The following is a 14,417-nucleotide window of genomic DNA, read 5'->3' as shown; positions in this document are numbered from 1 at the left end:
GGATCAGGACGCGGGTTCGCGCGGCGCCGGGGACGAGCCGCGCGGCCCGCGCCCGGAGCCGGAAACCGGGCCGGCCGGGCCCACCGGGTCGAGCGAGTCGATCAGGCCGACCGAGTCGGTCAGGCCGAGCGAGCAGGCCGCGGTCATCGGGGCCGCTGGGCCCACCGGCCCGGGGACACCCACCCAGCCGAGCGCGCCGGGCGCGCCCATCGGTTCGACCCCGTGGGCAGGACCGGCCGCCGGGCCGCCGCCACCTCCGACGAATCCCACCTTTTCATGGGCCAGCCCGGCGGGCACGCCCCGGGCAGCGGGACCGGGTTCTCCGGGCGCCGGGCCGACGAGCACGCCCGGGATGAACGCCCCCGGCTCCTTGCACACGCCTGGGATGAACATGCCTGGGGGGAACATGCCTGGGGGGAACACCGGGGCGCCGGGACCTTACGCGCCGTGGACGGGCTCCGCCGGTCAGAGCCGGCCGGGGCAGGCGAGCGCGATCCCGCCGAGCGGCAGCGGGTACGCGTTCGGCCCCGGAGGCGCAGGATGGAACGCCCCGGGATGGCAGCGCCCCCAATCGCCGTTCGCGTCAGCGCCACGGCCCGACTTCTCCGCACGCCTGGCGGCCCGGGTCCCACGCGGGCAGACGGGCAGGCTGGTGACCGTCGGCATCGCGTCCGCACTCGTCGGAGCACTACTCGGCGGTGGCATCGTGGCGGTCACCGCCATGGCCTGGGACCGGGCGGACGCCAGGGCGAGCTGGGACGTCGGGGGTGACCGGCAGCGTTTCTTCCCCCGCGGTTACGACCAGGGCGTCCCGCAGTCCCAGAGCAACCCCCTGCCCCCATGGTGCAGGAGCACCGAGGCCGGAGTGCGCTGCCAGGCGCCCGGCTGAGTATCGCCTCCCGAGTGGGCGCGCGCCGGCGGAGGGGCCGGCGCGCGCCCACGGGTTTCTCCGGCCGGACATCGAGCTACACAGGCCCAGCACCGGGCGGGCGTGGTCGAACAACCGATCCGCTTTCGCGTGAGTGGCACCTACCCACCGCGATCACTCCGCTCGCTCCGCGCCCGCAGCAGGGCGATGGCCGTACGGATCGCCGCGGTCCGCGAGCGCGCTCCTCCGGCGGCCACGAACTGTTCCAGGAAGGCCAGGTCGTTGGCCCCGAGCATCAGGTTCAACTTCGCGAGCGCGGGCCGTTCCGAATTCGGCGGCCTCCGAGTGCTCCCATGATTGCGCGATTCGTCACTATCATTTGAATCGCAGTGGGGTCGACGAGATTCGAACTCGCGCTGGACGGTACCTAAAACCGTTGCCTCTGCCGATTGGGCTACGACCCCTTTTCCTCTTCCTTTGCCTGCGAAATTCTCCGTCTGAGAATGGCAGTTTGGACAGAGGAATCGTAGATTCTCTTTTCTGTTGTCCAGCCAATTGCCGTTGATGTGATCGATATGCAATGTCAGCGATCGACCCTGCCAGGCGCCGCCTATCCTACAGCCTGTGCAGGAGTATGGGACTCCCACTTCCTGTAGCGCCCGTCGGAGCTTGCGAGGCTTCTCGCGGCCGGATCCGGGGGGCAGCAAGACGAGGATCTCCGCAGGCAGGTATCGCCGGGGTGCGGGGACGCTCTTCTTCGCCGAGTGCCCGCCGAAGTGGGAGGTGTCGACGCCGAAGTGCTTGAGGCGGCGGCTGATGTGTGCGTGGGCGCCGCCCGACCATGGGATGCCGAGATAGCGCAACACATCGGCGATGCTGCTCGCGGCGGCCGCGGCGTCGGCGAGCAACTGTGGGGTGTACTTGTACTTCGCCATGCCCCGGAATTTATCGAGCGGCACTGACAATTCCGGGAGCGTGGCGAATGGGGTATGTCAGGAAATTCCCAGCTCTTTGGTGAGGCGGGCGACGTGGCCGGTGGCCTTCACGTTGTAGAGAGCCTTCTCGATTTTCCCGTCGGGGTCGATGACGAACGTGGACCGGATGACCCCCATGATGGTCTTTCCGTAGTTCGTCTTCTCGCCGTACGCGCCGTACGCCTTGTGCACGTCCAGACCGGTGTCGGACAGCAGCGGGAAGGTGAGCGCGTCGCGCTCGCGGAACTGCCGCAGCTTGGCGGGCTTGTCCTTGGACACTCCCAGCACCACGAAGCCCCGCTCGGTCAGCGCGCCGAGGTTGTCGCGAAAGTCGCAGGCCTGCTTGGTGCATCCGGGCGTCATCGCCGCAGGGTAGAAGTAAAGGATGACCCGTCGGCCGCGGAACGACTCCAGCGAGACCTCGTTGTCGTCGGCGTCGGTCAGGGTGAAGTCCGGCGCGGCGTCGCCGGGCTGGAGCTTGCTCATCACGTCCTCCGAAAATGTGACCCGCGGCGATCGGCGGGCAAGCGTCAACCAAACTACCGGCTCAGTCACTGTGCGGGGCGACCGGCGAACCTGGCAGACTGATCACACACGAATACCACAGAAGGGGGATCGCATGGCGGACACCGATCCCGATGCGCTGGAACGCAAAATCGAGCGCACGCGGGCGGAGCTCGCTCGTACGGTCGACGCCATCGCGGACCGGGTGAGCCCGAAGCGGGTCGCGGAGCGCGGCGTCGAGAAGGCGAAGGCCAACGCACGCGGCTTCGTCGCGTCGATGGAGGACATGGTCCTGGGGCCGCGCACGTATGCCCCCGCCGACGGCGAAGACGGGCAGCCCGCGGAGCATCCGGCGCCCAGCATCGCTCCTGTGCTGGTCGGAATCGGCGTGGTCGTGGTCGTGGGAGCGGCGATCGTGCTGCTGCGCCGCCGGTCCCGCTGACCCGAGACGCCGCCGGGCTCCGGTTCACGACGCCCGCTTAAGACCTCCGCGTTAAGACCTCCGCGTTAAGACCTCTGCGTTGAGGCGTCCGCGGCCCTCCGGGGGAGGCCGCGGCCAGGAAGCGGCGACGGAGGGCGAGGGTTCGGGGCGGCGGTCACAGGAAGGTCCTGCCCTCACCGCGGTAGGTCGGGACCTCCTCGGTCACCCGGTCGCCCTCGATCAGATGCAGCGAGGCGAAGCGCTCGCACAGCTCGCCGGCTTTCGCGTGGCGGAACCAGACGCGGTCGCCGAGGCGGAGATCGGCCGCCGCCTCGCCGAGCAGGGGGGTCTGCACCTCGCCCGCGCCTTCGTCCGGGTGGTAGCCGAGCCCCGCGGGCAGGTAAGGCTGGGGCAGCCGGGTCGGTCCTGGGGCCCCGGAGGCGGGGTAGCCCCCTCCGAGCACGGTCACGATGTCGGGAGCCGGTTTGCGCACGACCGGCAGGGCGAACAGCGCCGCCGGACGGCCGGTGAAGCTTCGGTAGAAGTCGAACAGCCGGGGATGGAAGAACCCGGAGCCCGCGGCGACCTCGGTGATCGCCCGCTCGGCGACGGTCTTCTCGATGCTTCCCGTGCCTCCGCCGTTGACGAATTCAAGGTCGGCGACCTGTCGTACGGCCTGCACGACGAGCCCGCGCCGTACGACGAGTTCGCGGCGTGACCGCTCCTGCATCAGGCGCACCGCCCGGCCGTACGGCCCGGGAACGGCGTCTCCCACCCCGGCGATCTGGGCCTCGTACGCCATGAGCCCGGTCAGCCGCAGCGCCGGGCGCTTGGCGATGTGGGCGGCGACCTCGGCGGCCTGCTCCGGCTCGCGGATCGGCGACCGCAGCGCGCCGGCGCGGAACCTGCCGCCGAAGGCCACGAATCCCGCGTCGAGGTCGAGGCACAGCCGGACGGGGTGGGGGAGCCGGAGGCTTTCGATCAGGTCGAGATGCTCGGGAGAGTCGACCATGATGGTGATCTCCCGCGCCGCGACCTCGTCCGACCCGAGGGCGCGCAGCGCGGCCCTGTCAGCCGTCGGGTAGGCCACGAGCACGTCGCGCAGGCCGGTCGAGACCAGCCACAGCGCCTCGGGCAGCGTGAAGGCCATGACGCCGGAGACGCCGTCCATCGCCAGGATCCGTTCGAGCACGGGCCGGCACCGGATCGACTTGCTGGCGACCCGGATCGGCTTGCCCCTGGCCCGGCGCACCATGGCGGCCGCGTTCGACCGGAGCGCGTCCATGTCGAGGACGGCGAAGGGCGGCTCCAGGTGGGCCGTGGCCTGGTCGAGGCGCTGTCGGTCGTCCATGTGCGCAGCCTAGTACGCTGTCGGCCGATATTCATGAGTGGTGTTCATGTTAATCGGGCCCAGGCAAAGTCTTCGCCGAGGCACCGTCATGATCGCGCAAGGCGGCGGGTGACCCGCCCGTCCCGCCGCCGCTCCGTGTACCCATGGTGACGTGACTACCGAGCGGACCCGGCGCGGTGAGCGGGAAGGGTGAACGCCTGATGAGCGTCGTACAGGAAATCCTGGCGGGTTCGTCGGCGAGGAGCGCCAAGGGCGCCGGAAGAGCCGGGAACGGCGGAGGCGCCGAGGGCACGGACGGCGCCGTGGACCTCGTGGACGGCCGCCGGTCCGCCATGCGCGTCCTGCGGCCGGGCCGCACCCCGGCCGCGGTCGTGGTCGCCTCCGTGATCGCCCTGCTGGGCTGGGTGTCCACCGCGGCGGTCATCGCCGCCATGCTCGGCATGTCCTCGCCCTGGCGGCTGCCGCCCCGGCTGCTGAACGTCACCCCGGCCGACCCCGCCGTCCCCGTCGCCGCGATCGGCATGATCGTCTGCGGGGTGGCGCTGGTGGCCCTCGCGCTCGTCCCGGGCCGGCCACGGCTCGTACCGCTGGAATGCCGGGACCCGCTGCTCGCCATGGGCCTGACCCGCACCGCCCTGCGCAGGACGCTCGCCGCCTCGGCCCGCGAGGTCGAGCACGTCCGCCGGGCGGACGTCCACATCCTCCGCAGGCGGATCGAGGTCGCCGTGGTGGCCGACGCGGACACGACCGGCACGCTGCTGAGGGAGGTCGGGGCCGCCGTGGGGGACCGGCTGTCGGACCTCGGCGTCGGGTCCCGCCAGGAGGTCGTCGTGCGGCTGCGCAGAAGAGGGGGCTGAGGTGCGTCCGCGGCTGGGAAACCGGATCGGGCTGTGCCTGGTGGGCCTCGCGCTGGTCCTGGGTGGCGCCGGCCTGCTGGCCGCGAGGCGCAGGCCCGGCGGGGCGCTGGCCCATGCGAGCGTGGTCGAGGGGCGGCCGTGGGCGCTGCCCCTGCTGGCCGGGGTCGCCATGCTGCTCGCCCTGGTCGCCACCCGCTGGCTCGTCAGGGCGCTCGGCTGGGGCAGGGTCGGCGACCGCACCGGTGCCGGCATCGCCATGCTCGGCGTGGCGCTGAAGGGAATCGACGGGGTCGGGCGGATCTCCGTCAGGCTCGTGCGCGACGGCAGGCTGCGGGTATCGGTGACGCTCCAGCGGTCGGCCGACCTGCGGCAGGTGATCGAGCGGCTCGACGGGTCGGCGATCTCACGTGTTCGCCGCGCGGTCGGTCACGATGACGCGCCCGCGGTCGTCCGCCTCCACGTCCGCCGCCGCTGACCGTCTCCCGCCACGCTTGTCCGAACGCCCCTCCGCCCTCCACGGCGCGGGGGTGGCGCCGGTGCCGAGAGCGAGCCCGGCGGCCAGGCAGGCGAGCGGCACGACGGGCACCACGTAGCGGTGGTCGAAGGCGGCGATCAGCGGCGGCAGCAGGAGCAGGACCGCCGCCGCGGCCAGGGGCAGCAGCACGATCCACCGCCGCAGTGCCAGCCCGGCGAGCCCGATCAGTAGCACCGCCGCCAGCAGCGGCCCCCGCAGGAAGCCCTGTTCCTGGTATGCGCGCAGCCACCCCGCGAACGGCTCGACCACGTCGGTGTCCCCGGGGCCGCCCTGGTAGGCGGTGGTCAGCTCGGTGGCAGTACGGCCCGCGGAGGCCACCTTGTCGGTGAACGGCTTAACCGAGGCGGGGAACACGTACGCGCTCTGCGTCCCGGGGGAGGGGTAGACCTTCCGGTCCCACTCGAACGCCCACATGGCGTCGTGCAGACCGGTCGTCAGGAAGTCGAGGGGCTGGCTGCGGATCGCCAGCGAGGCGAACTCGCCGGCCAGTCGCTCCTTGTCCTTCTTCACCCGCTGGATGGGCGAGTCGGCGTCCCAGATGTACGCGGGCGCGGCGAGCCGGGGCTCCGACGGGCACAGCACCGCCAGTTCCTTCGGCGGCTTCATGACCGAGCAGTCGGCGAAGGTCATCGTCCGCGACCACAGCCAGGTGCTGCTGCCGCCCATCCCGTAGGACCCGTGGGCGTCGTGGAACCAGACGGCGTACCCGCCGAGGACGGCCGACGCGGCGGCGAGCCCGGCGAGCGCGGCCCGCCAGCGTCCGGCGAACAGGGCCGGCAGCAGCGCCAGCGCGATCAGGGGCAGGCCGAGGGTGCGGGTGATCGTCGCGAGCCCGAGCAGCAGCAGCGCGATGACGAAGGACCACGCGCCCGGCCTTGGGCGCCACAGCAGGATCGTCACGGCGGCGACGACCAGCGCGGTGAACAGCAGGTCCGCCATGACGAGGTGTTCGAGCTGGATCTGGTGGACGTCGAGCAGCACAGGCGCCGCCGCGAGCGCGGCGCCCCAGCCGGGCAGCCGGGTGCGGCGGCGCAGCAGCGCGTACTCGCAGACGGCCATGCCGAGGCCGAGCAGGTGCTGGACGATCACGACGGCGGAGATGCTGCCGAGCGGGCTCAGCGCCGCGAGGAACAGCGAGTAGCCGGACGGCCGTGAGGGCAGCGGACGCAGGTCGAGGGCCGAGCTGAGGTAGGCGAAGGAGTCGGCCCAGAACCACAGCGCGGGCCGGTAGCCGAGCACGGCGAGCGCCCGCAGCACGACACCGGCCGCCAGCACGACCAGGAACGCCCGATGCGGGCGCAGCGACTCGCGCCACCTCACGTGCCGGACCTCCTCCTCGTCGGTGAGGTCACCACCTTATTGGCCCTGGCCGACGTTCTGCCCGCGTGCATGATCACGAACGGTTCCGCGGCAGGTCAGGCGGGTGTTCGCCGATTTTCTGCATGATCACGAAGGGTTCCGGCGCAGGTGAGGGGCATCGCGTGCGACAAACTACAAGATCACGGCGGGGGTTGGGGGGTGGGTGGGGGTGGGGTCAGCATTCGATGACGTTGACGGCGAGGCCGCCGCGGGAGGTTTCCTTGTACTTGTCGAGCATGTCCCTGCCGGTGTCGCGCATCGTCTTGATGGCCTTGTCCAGCGCCACGAAGTGACGCCCGTCGCCGCGCAGCGCGATGCGGGCCGCGGCGATCGCCTTGATCGAGGCGACCGCGTTCCGCTCGATGCACGGGATCTGGACGAGCCCGCCGATCGGGTCGCAGGTCAGGCCGAGATTGTGCTCGATGCCGATCTCGGCGGCGTTCTCCACCTGCTCCGGCGTCCCGCCGAGCACCTCCGTGAGGCCCGCGGCGGCCATCGAGCAGGCCGACCCGACCTCGCCCTGGCAGCCCACCTCCGCGCCCGAGATCGAGGCGTTCTCCTTGAACAGCACGCCGATCGCGCCCGCGGTGAGCAGGAAGCGGACGACGCCGTCCTCGTCGGCGCCGGGAAGGAAACGCATGTAGTAGGACAGGACGGCGGGGATGATGCCGGCGGCGCCGTTGGTCGGCGCGGTGACGATCCGGCCGCCCGCGGCGTTCTCCTCGTTGACGGCCAGCGCGAACAGCGTGACCCAGTCCATCACCCGCAGCGGGTCGGTCCCGTCGGCCTCGCCCTGCAGCCGCCGGTGCAGTTGGTGGGCGCGGCGGCGCACCTTGAGCCCGCCCGGCAGGACGCCCTCGCGGCTGGTGCCGCGCCGCACGCACTCGGCCATGACCGCCCACAGGTGCAGCAGGCTGGCCCGGATCTCCTCCTCCGTACGGCCGAAGGCCTTCTCGTTCTCCATCATCAGGCCGGAGATCGACAGGCCGGTCTCGGCGCAGTGCGCGAGCAGTTCCTGCCCGGTCGTGAAGGCGTACGGCAGCACCGTGTCGTCGGGCTTGATCCGGTCGGCGCCTGTGGCGTTCTCGTCCACCACGAAACCGCCGCCGACCGAGTAGTAGACCTTCTCGCGCAGCGTCGTGTCGTCGGCGTACGCCGTGAACCGCATGCCGTTCGGATGGTGGGGGAGCGACAGCTTGCGCTCGAAGACGAGGTGCTCGCCGACCACGAAGGGGATCTCGCGCGCCCCGTACAACCTGACCGTGCCGCTCGCCCGCATCGCCGCGAGCCGCTCGTCGACGGTGTCGACGTCGACCAGTTCCGGCTTGTCGCCGGACAGCCCGAGCAGGACCGCCTTGTCGCTGCCGTGGCCCTTGCCCGTCAGCCCGAGAGAGCCGTACAGGATGGCCTCGACCCGGGTGACCTTCTCCAGCAGTCCGTCCCCGTGCAGTCCGCGGACGAACTTGTGCGCCGCGGCCATCGGGCCGCCCGTGTGCGAGCTGGACGGCCCGATCCCCACCTTGAACAGGTCGAAGACGCTGATCGCCATTGATCCTCGTCTCTCAACCGCAGGTCAGGACTCGCCGGAGGTCAGCGCGGTGTACTCCGCCGCTGACAGCAGGTCGTCCGGCTGCTCCTCCACGCGCACGCGGAACAGCCAGCCGTCGCCGTACGGGTCGGAGTTGACGAGCGCGGGGGTCTCCACGACGGCGGTGTTGATCTCGACGATCTCGCCGCCGACCGGAGCGAAGATGTCGCTCACGGACTTGGTGGACTCCACCTCGCCGATCGCGTCGCCGGCCGTGACCGTCGCGCCGACCTCCGGATGCACCTCCACGTAGACCACGTCGCCGAGTTGCTCGGCCGCGTACGCCGTGATGCCCACCGTCACGGTGAGGCCGTCCTCAACTCCGGCCACCCACTCGTGTTCCTTGGTGTAGCTCAGGTCGTCGGGAATGGTGCTCACTTGCTCCTCCTGTAGAAAGGCAGTTCGACGACATCGACCGGTTCTTGGCTGCCCCGGATGTCCACGGTAAGGCCGCCTTTGTCCAGAGCGTCCTCGTCGACGTACGCCATGGCGATCGGGCGGCCGAGGGACTGCGAGGGGGCGCCGCTGGTCACCTCGCCGACGACGGCGCCGTCACGGGTGACGGGGTAGCCGTGGCGGGGGACCCGGCGGCCGCGCGCCACCAGCCCGACCAGGCGCCGGGTGGTCTCGTTGGCAGCGACCCTTTCGAGGGCGGCCCTGCCCACGAAGCCGCCGGGCTTGTCGAAGCGGACGACCCGGCCGAGGCCCGCGTCGAACGGCGTGATCGCCGCGCTCAGCTCGTTGCCGTACAGCGGCATGCCCGCCTCCAGGCGCAGCGTGTCGCGGGCCGACAGCCCGGCGGGGACGAGCCCGGCGTCCCTGCCCGCCTCGGTGAGTGCACTCCAGAGCGGCACGGCGTGCTCGTTCAGCACGAACAGCTCGAAGCCGTCCTCGCCGGTGTACCCGGTGCGCGCGATCAGGACGGGCGCCCCCGCGACGACGCCGGGGACGATGGCGTAGTACTTGAGCTCGTCGAGAGCGACGTCGGTCAGCGGGGCCAGGATCTCGGCGCTGCGCGGTCCCTGCACGGCCACCAGCGCGTACTCGTCCGACCTGTCGGTCACCCGCGCGTCGTATCCCAGGACCCGGTCGGCGATCTCACGGGCGACGAGGGCGTAGTTGGAGGCGTTGGCGACGACCATGTACTGGTCCTCGTCGAGGCGGTAGACGATGAGGTCGTCGAGGATGCCGCCGGTCTCGTTCACGATCATGGTGTAGCGGGCGCGGCCGGGCGCCAGGACGCTGAGGTGCCCCACGAGGGCGTGGTCGAGCGCCTCGCCCGCCTGCGCCCCGACGACGAAGATCTCGCCCATGTGGGACAGGTCGAAGAGCCCGGCGGCCGTGCGCACAGCGTTGTGCTCGGCCGACTCGCTGCCGTACCGCAGGGGCATCTGCCAGCCCGCGAAGTCGGTCAGGGTCGCGCCCAGGCTTTCGTGAACCCCGCGGAGCGGGGTGGATCGGGACATGCCCACCTCGGAAAGGACGGATGCTGGGTTGAACTATCGGGCATCCTCCCCCTCTGTCATCGGCGCCTGAGAGCTTCGCCCGATCTTTACCGGACTTTCACCTTCGGCGAGGCCTTCCGGCCTGCTTTCCAGAGGTCACCTGGCCCATACGGTCCTTTGCCTTGAGAGGTTCGCGGGGAGGGCTTGCTCCTTCAGGGGCCCTGACCGGATGCCAGGACGCTCTCCCGTACGGGATCACCGGTGGCTGCCCAGCCTAGTGGTTCACCGCCGCCCCCGTAACCTGCCGGGCCCGTCCGATCTGTCGCATTCGCGGTGTCCGCGGTCCGTCAGGCGCGTTCCGCGTGCTGGACGGCCGCGCGGAGACGCGACAGGGCGGACGAGTGGTCGTCGCCGGTGAGGATCCGCTGGTGGAGGGCCTGGGTGTCCGAGGACGGCTCGGTGCCGAGACGGTCGGCCATGGTGCGGCGCAGCCGCTGGTAGGACGCCGAGGCGTCGTAGGTGCGGCCCGACCGGTGCAGCGCCAGCATGAGCTGCCTGTGCGGCCGTTCGCGCAGCGGGTGCCACCTCGCCCACTGGGTCAGGCCGCCGACGATGTCGTCGTGGTCGCCGAGCGCGAGCCGTGCGTCGAAGAGGTCCTCGGTCACCGCGCGCCGCTCCTCGTCGAGGCGTTCCGCCCACGCGGCGAGTTCGTCCACATGCCGCATGGCGAGCAGGGCGTCGCCCCGCCACAGGCTCAGCGCGTTCTCGAACATCCGCGCCGCATTGTGGTAATCGCCATTCTCGCGCGCGATTCTGCCCTGCGCCGCGAAATGGTTGAATACTGCAGCATCCACGGATCGCGGCGGCACGGAAAGAAGGTACCCGCCGTCGACGCTGTGGAGCGGAGAAAGGGCGGGGTCGCGCGGTGAGAGCCGCTGGCGCACCTGTGCGATGTAGGTGGTGAGGTTCCGCGGCGCCGATTTAGTGGGACGGCCATTCCACAACAGGCCGATGAGCCGGTCCCGGTGAACCGCGATATTCGGATTGAGCAGCAGCAGCGCGAGGAGCTGCCGGTGTCTCGGGGCGAGCCCGGCGATGACGTCCCCGGAGAGTTTCATGGCCAGGAACGGTCCGAGCACGGCGTATAACACGGTTCCCCTCGCACGCGAAATCAGCTGGAACGCGCCGGCGACGCGGCTGCGACAGGGATTTGACGATATCCCCGTGCGCCCGCATTCGTCAAAATTGTTTCTTCTCGGCGCCGGCCGGGAGTGCGTAGTTCCGCCGATGGCATTGCGTTCCGTGTGGCGATGAATGCCGAGCGAACATGCACGTGCATGAAATGAAAGCGGTTTCACATTCAGCGGAGCGGCCCGCCGGGTTTCCGTGGGCCCGCCTCGTCACGGCTCGCGCGAAGACGAAAGCCGTGTTCACCGGGTGCGCCGCCGGCCAGGGAAGGCGCCGCATATCACAGACGGGGATTTCGGGACGCCGGGGCGGTGGCGCAGGCTTCCTGACATGGAAAAGGTGGAGGCCGCCGGACATGACGACGCCTCCACCTCTCACGCGCTCGTCCCCGCCTGACCGCGGGGGGACGTTCACCCGGCCGCCGCGACACCGCCTCCGGTCGCGGGAGCCCGCAGGGCCTGGTTGACGGCCTCGGTGCGCCGGGCGTCGCCCCACACCCACTCCACATGGGCTTCGCGCCGCCGCGCGGCCAGCCAGTCCTCGAAAAGCCGCTGTTCGATCCCGCGCCTGGTGGCGTCGTCGAGCACGGCCGGCCTGACCTCAACCACGTGGGTGACCACGGGATCGGATCCGTACGGGCCGAGGACGTCGCCGGGGGCCGCGTCCGCCGCCGCCGGGCCGAACTCGGCGCGGAACAGGCGGCGCAGGCGGGCGTCCGCGCCGTGGTCGAGCGTCTCGGCGGCGGCCGACGCGAGCGGGTCGACCCCGGCGGCCCGCAGCCGGTCGGCGGCGGCCCGGGCGGCCTCCAGCCGGCGATAGCGGAGGGACAGCACGCACAGCCGGTCGTAACAGTGGGGGTCGGCGGCGAAAAGGCCGTCGGCGCGGTCACCGGCGACCCGCCGGCGCAGCCGGGCGATCCCGGCCTCCTGGGCCACGATGTGCTCCAGGCCGGCGTGGTCGAGGCCGCGTTCGGCCATCCACGCCCGGGTGGCCTCGACGGTGAGCAGCCCCCGGGCCCGCCGGAAGGCGTCGAGCGCGTCCTGCGCCTCGCCGGTGGACAGGTCCACCGGGTCGTCGGCCAGCTCATGCGCGACCAGGGCGGCGTCGACCAGCCGGCTCGCCACCGAGGCGTCGCTCCACAGCTCGTCCAGCACCGCCATGGCCTGCTCCATCGCGACCTCCATGCCGTTGACCCGGACGACGACCTGCTCGCCGGAGTTGCGGCTGCCGCGCAGCGGCCAGGGCAGGGCGCGGTCGGGGGCGAACGCGACGGAGACCGTGCCGTCGCCAACGGGGATCAGCATGTCGTAGTGGCAGCCGCCGCCGGGGTGGTCACGCTGCCACACCAGGCGCATCGGCACGCCCTCGTGTTCCGACCGCAGGCCCGCCAGCAGGAGCCTGGCCTCGGCGGGTTCCAGGTCGCCGATCCTGCGCAGGTACGCGAGGACATCGGCGAGCAGGCCGGCGGGGGGAAGAACGCCGGTGCGGACAACACTCTGCGACGGCATGTCGGGCTCCTCTGGGAGGGATCGGTCAGGCTCGTACGCGACGCGGGGCGTCAGGCCGGTTCGAGCAGGAGGTCGCACAGGGCCTCGCTGATCGGCAGGCCGGTCATGTTCTCGACCCACAGCCACTGCGCGTTGGGGTTGACCTCCAGGAAGACGTGGCGGTCGTCCGGCGTGACGATCAGGTCGACGGCGCCGTACAGCAGGCCGAGGCGGTCCATCAGCGCCAGGCACCGGTCGGCGATCTCATCCGGCAGCCGGTGGGGCCGGTGCGGGGTGGTCCTGGTGTCGTAGTAGCGCCAGTCGAGGCTCGACCGGTTGGAGGCCTGCGAGTGGATCTCGGCGGCGAAGATGCGCCGCCCGACGATCGTGACGCGCAACTCGACGCGCTTCGGCACCATCTCCTGCACGATCACCGGGCAGAACCGCAGGCCGTCGGCGTACGCGAGGTCGCGGGGCGACACCGGCTCGGTGAGGCGGGTCATCGTGAGGCCGGCGTCTCCGACGCCTTCGACGAACGGGACGTGGAAGGCCTTGGTGATGACGCGGCCGTCGTGCCGGTCGTGGAAGTCGAGGAACGACTCGGCGTCCGTGCTGATCAGCGTCTCAGGGATCGCGAATCCGAGCTCCGCGGCCAGCGCGAGCTGGGAGGCCTTCTGGCCTGACCTGCGGAAGACCGACTCGCGGGCGGGCACCTGACGGCACGGCAACTGCTCCCACAGGTCGCCGAGCAGGCTCTTGCACTCCTGCACGGTGTGCGCGGCCACGGCAGGATCGACGATCTCGGCGTGCGGGCGCGGGGGAGACGGCCGCCGCCACCAGACGGCGGACACGGTGTCGAGGTCGATCGTCTCCTTCTCGCGCAGGATCCGCCGGGTGCCGGAGCCTGCCCCGTAGCCGAGGTCCACCTTGGCGTGGACGGGAAAGTCGCCGGGGTCGAAGACGCTGACCCGCGCGCCGCGCCGGGCGAGCAGGCCGCCGACCCGCTCGGCGTGCGGGTCGTCCTCGCTGGTCAGGACGAGAACGTGAGGAGGGCGCAACGGAGGGCCTTTCGACGTGACCGGAGAGACCTGGGCGGCCTCGCGCGGGGTCGCCGCGCGAGGCCGGATCGGCGCGCTCGTCCGGCGCTGTGGCGGACCGGCGGGTGACGTGCCGAGGTGTGGCGGGCCCAGAGGTGACGGGGCCGGGGGGACCTGCGGGTGACGGGTCCGGTGGACCGAGGGGTGGCGGGACGCGGGCGGGAGCACCACGGGAGCGGCGCTCCCACCCTGTGCGTCACGACCTGATCCACCCGGTCTGGTCACCGTGGGGGGTGTCACGGGCCCGTGTCAGGTGGGTCCGTGTCAGGTGGGAGATGTCAGGTGGGAGATGTCAGAGGGAGATGTCGTCGTACTTGCACATGTTGTCGGCGTAGCAGCCGCTCCTGTCGAACTCCGGGGCCTGGCCGCCGGTCACGCCGCGCAGGCGTTCCTCGTCCAGTTCCTCGCCCACGGCGTCGATGGCGGCGATGACGGTACGAACCTTCATGATCGCTCCTTCAGCACAGGTAGTCGTCGTAACCGGCGCCGGACCTCGTCCGGGCGGCCATGGGGTCGGGCATCCCGCCGGCGATTCCCTCCAGGCGGCTCTCGTCCAGCTCGTCGCCCACCTCGGCAAGGTCCCGCAACTCGGTCTTGGGCTGTCCGCTCATGGTCGTCTCCTTCCGTTCGAGTCGGGAGCCGGGTGGCTCCCCCCGTGACCCAGAGCCTGTCCTGGTCGTCTTGGAACCGGATTGCGCTACGGAGGTAACCGACTTGCGGCCTGCTTTAGCCGCAGCTCGCGA

The 14,417-nt window shown here is 71.3% G+C and carries 17 protein-coding genes, 1 tRNA gene, 1 pseudogene and 1 riboswitch; of the genes and pseudogenes, 4 read left to right on the top strand and 15 right to left on the bottom strand.

Translation table 11 applies throughout. The features are described 5' to 3' along the window. Positions 1-3: 3 nt before the first annotated feature. Positions 4-393, bottom strand: coding sequence for a hypothetical protein (locus tag HHX31_RS22115; RefSeq protein ID WP_169950245.1), 390 nt, complete (start codon positions 391-393; stop codon positions 4-6). Between the two features lie 13 nt (positions 394-406). Between HHX31_RS22115 and HHX31_RS33765 the strand changes: the two genes are divergently transcribed. Next, positions 407-889, top strand: coding sequence for a hypothetical protein (locus tag HHX31_RS33765; RefSeq protein ID WP_211590172.1), 483 nt, complete (start codon positions 407-409; stop codon positions 887-889). 140 nt (positions 890-1,029) lie between these two features. Here HHX31_RS33765 and HHX31_RS35235 read toward each other — a convergent pair whose 3' ends face one another. From HHX31_RS35235 to bcp, 4 genes and pseudogenes are all read right to left on the bottom strand, one after another. Next, on the bottom strand, positions 1,030-1,164 hold the full coding sequence (locus tag HHX31_RS35235; RefSeq protein WP_283244591.1) for a hypothetical protein: 135 nt from the start codon (positions 1,162-1,164) through the stop codon (positions 1,030-1,032). Between the two features lie 94 nt (positions 1,165-1,258). Beyond that, positions 1,259-1,332: transfer RNA gene (locus tag HHX31_RS22105), tRNA-Leu, on the bottom strand. A gap of 36 nt (positions 1,333-1,368) precedes the next feature. Then, positions 1,369-1,803 (bottom strand): annotated as a pseudogene (locus HHX31_RS36000) (HNH endonuclease signature motif containing protein); the annotation flags it as partial. A 57-nt stretch (positions 1,804-1,860) separates the two neighbouring features. Continuing rightward, positions 1,861-2,328 (bottom strand): thioredoxin-dependent thiol peroxidase, encoded by a 468-nt coding sequence (gene bcp / locus HHX31_RS22095; protein ID WP_169950243.1) that lies wholly within the window; start codon positions 2,326-2,328, stop codon positions 1,861-1,863. Between the two features lie 133 nt (positions 2,329-2,461). Here bcp and HHX31_RS22090 point away from each other — a divergent pair, with 133 nt between their 5' ends. Further along, positions 2,462-2,788, top strand: coding sequence for a DUF3618 domain-containing protein (locus tag HHX31_RS22090; protein ID WP_169950242.1), 327 nt, complete (start codon positions 2,462-2,464; stop codon positions 2,786-2,788). Between the two features lie 154 nt (positions 2,789-2,942). Here HHX31_RS22090 and HHX31_RS22085 read toward each other — a convergent pair whose 3' ends face one another. Beyond that, entirely contained in the window at positions 2,943-4,118 is a 1,176-nt protein-coding gene (locus tag HHX31_RS22085; RefSeq protein WP_169950241.1) for an amino acid deaminase/aldolase, read from the bottom strand. 200 nt (positions 4,119-4,318) lie between these two features. Here HHX31_RS22085 and HHX31_RS22080 point away from each other — a divergent pair, with 200 nt between their 5' ends. Continuing rightward, positions 4,319-4,975: a DUF6286 domain-containing protein gene (locus HHX31_RS22080; protein WP_169950240.1), complete on the top strand. Its 657-nt coding sequence runs from the start codon at positions 4,319-4,321 to the stop codon at positions 4,973-4,975. A 1-nt stretch (position 4,976) separates the two neighbouring features. Beyond that, positions 4,977-5,450 (top strand): hypothetical protein, encoded by a 474-nt coding sequence (locus HHX31_RS22075; protein ID WP_169950239.1) that lies wholly within the window; start codon positions 4,977-4,979, stop codon positions 5,448-5,450. Here HHX31_RS22075 and HHX31_RS22070 read toward each other — a convergent pair. The 9 genes from HHX31_RS22070 to HHX31_RS22030 form a co-directional block, all read right to left on the bottom strand. Beyond that, positions 5,379-6,830: a hypothetical protein gene (locus tag HHX31_RS22070; protein ID WP_169950238.1), complete on the bottom strand. Its 1,452-nt coding sequence runs from the start codon at positions 6,828-6,830 to the stop codon at positions 5,379-5,381. The genes HHX31_RS22075 and HHX31_RS22070 overlap by 72 nt on opposite strands. A gap of 214 nt (positions 6,831-7,044) precedes the next feature. Continuing rightward, a complete protein-coding gene (locus HHX31_RS22065) occupies positions 7,045-8,418 on the bottom strand; it encodes an L-serine ammonia-lyase (protein ID WP_169950237.1) in 1,374 nt (457 codons plus the stop codon). Between the two features lie 24 nt (positions 8,419-8,442). Continuing rightward, positions 8,443-8,835: a glycine cleavage system protein GcvH gene (gcvH, locus tag HHX31_RS22060; RefSeq protein WP_169950236.1), complete on the bottom strand. Its 393-nt coding sequence runs from the start codon at positions 8,833-8,835 to the stop codon at positions 8,443-8,445. Further along, positions 8,832-9,923, bottom strand: coding sequence for a glycine cleavage system aminomethyltransferase GcvT (gene gcvT / locus HHX31_RS22055; RefSeq protein WP_169950235.1), 1,092 nt, complete (start codon positions 9,921-9,923; stop codon positions 8,832-8,834). Before gcvT ends, gcvH begins: the two co-directional genes overlap by 4 nt. A gap of 139 nt (positions 9,924-10,062) precedes the next feature. Further along, a riboswitch (glycine riboswitch) is annotated at positions 10,063-10,160 on the bottom strand. Positions 10,161-10,249: 89 nt separating this feature from the next. After that, positions 10,250-11,020 carry an AfsR/SARP family transcriptional regulator gene (locus HHX31_RS22050; protein WP_249346312.1) on the bottom strand — a complete coding sequence of 257 codons (771 nt, stop codon included), beginning with the start codon at positions 11,018-11,020 and terminating at the stop codon, positions 10,250-10,252. Positions 11,021-11,500: 480 nt separating this feature from the next. Further along, a complete protein-coding gene (locus tag HHX31_RS22045; RefSeq protein ID WP_169950233.1) occupies positions 11,501-12,598 on the bottom strand; it encodes a TIGR04500 family putative peptide maturation system protein in 1,098 nt (365 codons plus the stop codon). A 50-nt stretch (positions 12,599-12,648) separates the two neighbouring features. After that, entirely contained in the window at positions 12,649-13,635 is a 987-nt protein-coding gene (locus HHX31_RS22040; RefSeq protein WP_169950232.1) for an MvdC/MvdD family ATP grasp protein, read from the bottom strand. A 331-nt stretch (positions 13,636-13,966) separates the two neighbouring features. Further along, a complete protein-coding gene (locus tag HHX31_RS22035; protein ID WP_169950231.1) occupies positions 13,967-14,122 on the bottom strand; it encodes a hypothetical protein in 156 nt (51 codons plus the stop codon). Between the two features lie 10 nt (positions 14,123-14,132). Continuing rightward, positions 14,133-14,285: a hypothetical protein gene (locus HHX31_RS22030; RefSeq protein ID WP_169950230.1), complete on the bottom strand. Its 153-nt coding sequence runs from the start codon at positions 14,283-14,285 to the stop codon at positions 14,133-14,135. Between the last annotated feature and the right edge of the window lie 132 nt (positions 14,286-14,417).

It is taken from the genome of Microbispora sp. H11081 (assembly GCF_012999535.1).
GTDB lineage: Bacteria > Actinomycetota > Actinomycetes > Streptosporangiales > Streptosporangiaceae > Microbispora.
This window is presented reverse-complemented; position numbering and strand designations above follow the sequence as displayed.

Excerpts from the sequence above, each read along its gene's own strand:
- HHX31_RS22085 (WP_169950241.1), bottom strand. The coding sequence starts at position 4,118 with ATGGACGACCGACAGCGCCTCGACCAGGCCACGGCCCACCTGGAGCCG.
- HHX31_RS22080 (WP_169950240.1), top strand. The coding sequence starts at position 4,319 with ATGAGCGTCGTACAGGAAATCCTGGCGGGTTCGTCGGCGAGGAGCGCC.
- HHX31_RS22065 (WP_169950237.1), bottom strand. The coding sequence starts at position 8,418 with ATGGCGATCAGCGTCTTCGACCTGTTCAAGGTGGGGATCGGGCCGTCC.
- HHX31_RS22035 (WP_169950231.1), bottom strand. The coding sequence starts at position 14,122 with ATGAAGGTTCGTACCGTCATCGCCGCCATCGACGCCGTGGGCGAGGAA.
- HHX31_RS35235 (WP_283244591.1), bottom strand. The coding sequence starts at position 1,164 with ATGCTCGGGGCCAACGACCTGGCCTTCCTGGAACAGTTCGTGGCCGCC.
- HHX31_RS22050 (WP_249346312.1), bottom strand. The coding sequence starts at position 11,020 with ATGAAACTCTCCGGGGACGTCATCGCCGGGCTCGCCCCGAGACACCGG.
- gcvT (WP_169950235.1), bottom strand. The coding sequence starts at position 9,923 with ATGTCCCGATCCACCCCGCTCCGCGGGGTTCACGAAAGCCTGGGCGCG.
- HHX31_RS33765 (WP_211590172.1), top strand. The coding sequence starts at position 407 with ATGCCTGGGGGGAACACCGGGGCGCCGGGACCTTACGCGCCGTGGACG.
- HHX31_RS22115 (WP_169950245.1), bottom strand. The coding sequence starts at position 393 with ATGTTCATCCCAGGCGTGTGCAAGGAGCCGGGGGCGTTCATCCCGGGC.
- HHX31_RS22045 (WP_169950233.1), bottom strand. The coding sequence starts at position 12,598 with ATGCCGTCGCAGAGTGTTGTCCGCACCGGCGTTCTTCCCCCCGCCGGC.
- HHX31_RS22090 (WP_169950242.1), top strand. The coding sequence starts at position 2,462 with ATGGCGGACACCGATCCCGATGCGCTGGAACGCAAAATCGAGCGCACG.
- HHX31_RS22030 (WP_169950230.1), bottom strand. The coding sequence starts at position 14,285 with ATGAGCGGACAGCCCAAGACCGAGTTGCGGGACCTTGCCGAGGTGGGC.
- bcp (WP_169950243.1), bottom strand. The coding sequence starts at position 2,328 with ATGAGCAAGCTCCAGCCCGGCGACGCCGCGCCGGACTTCACCCTGACC.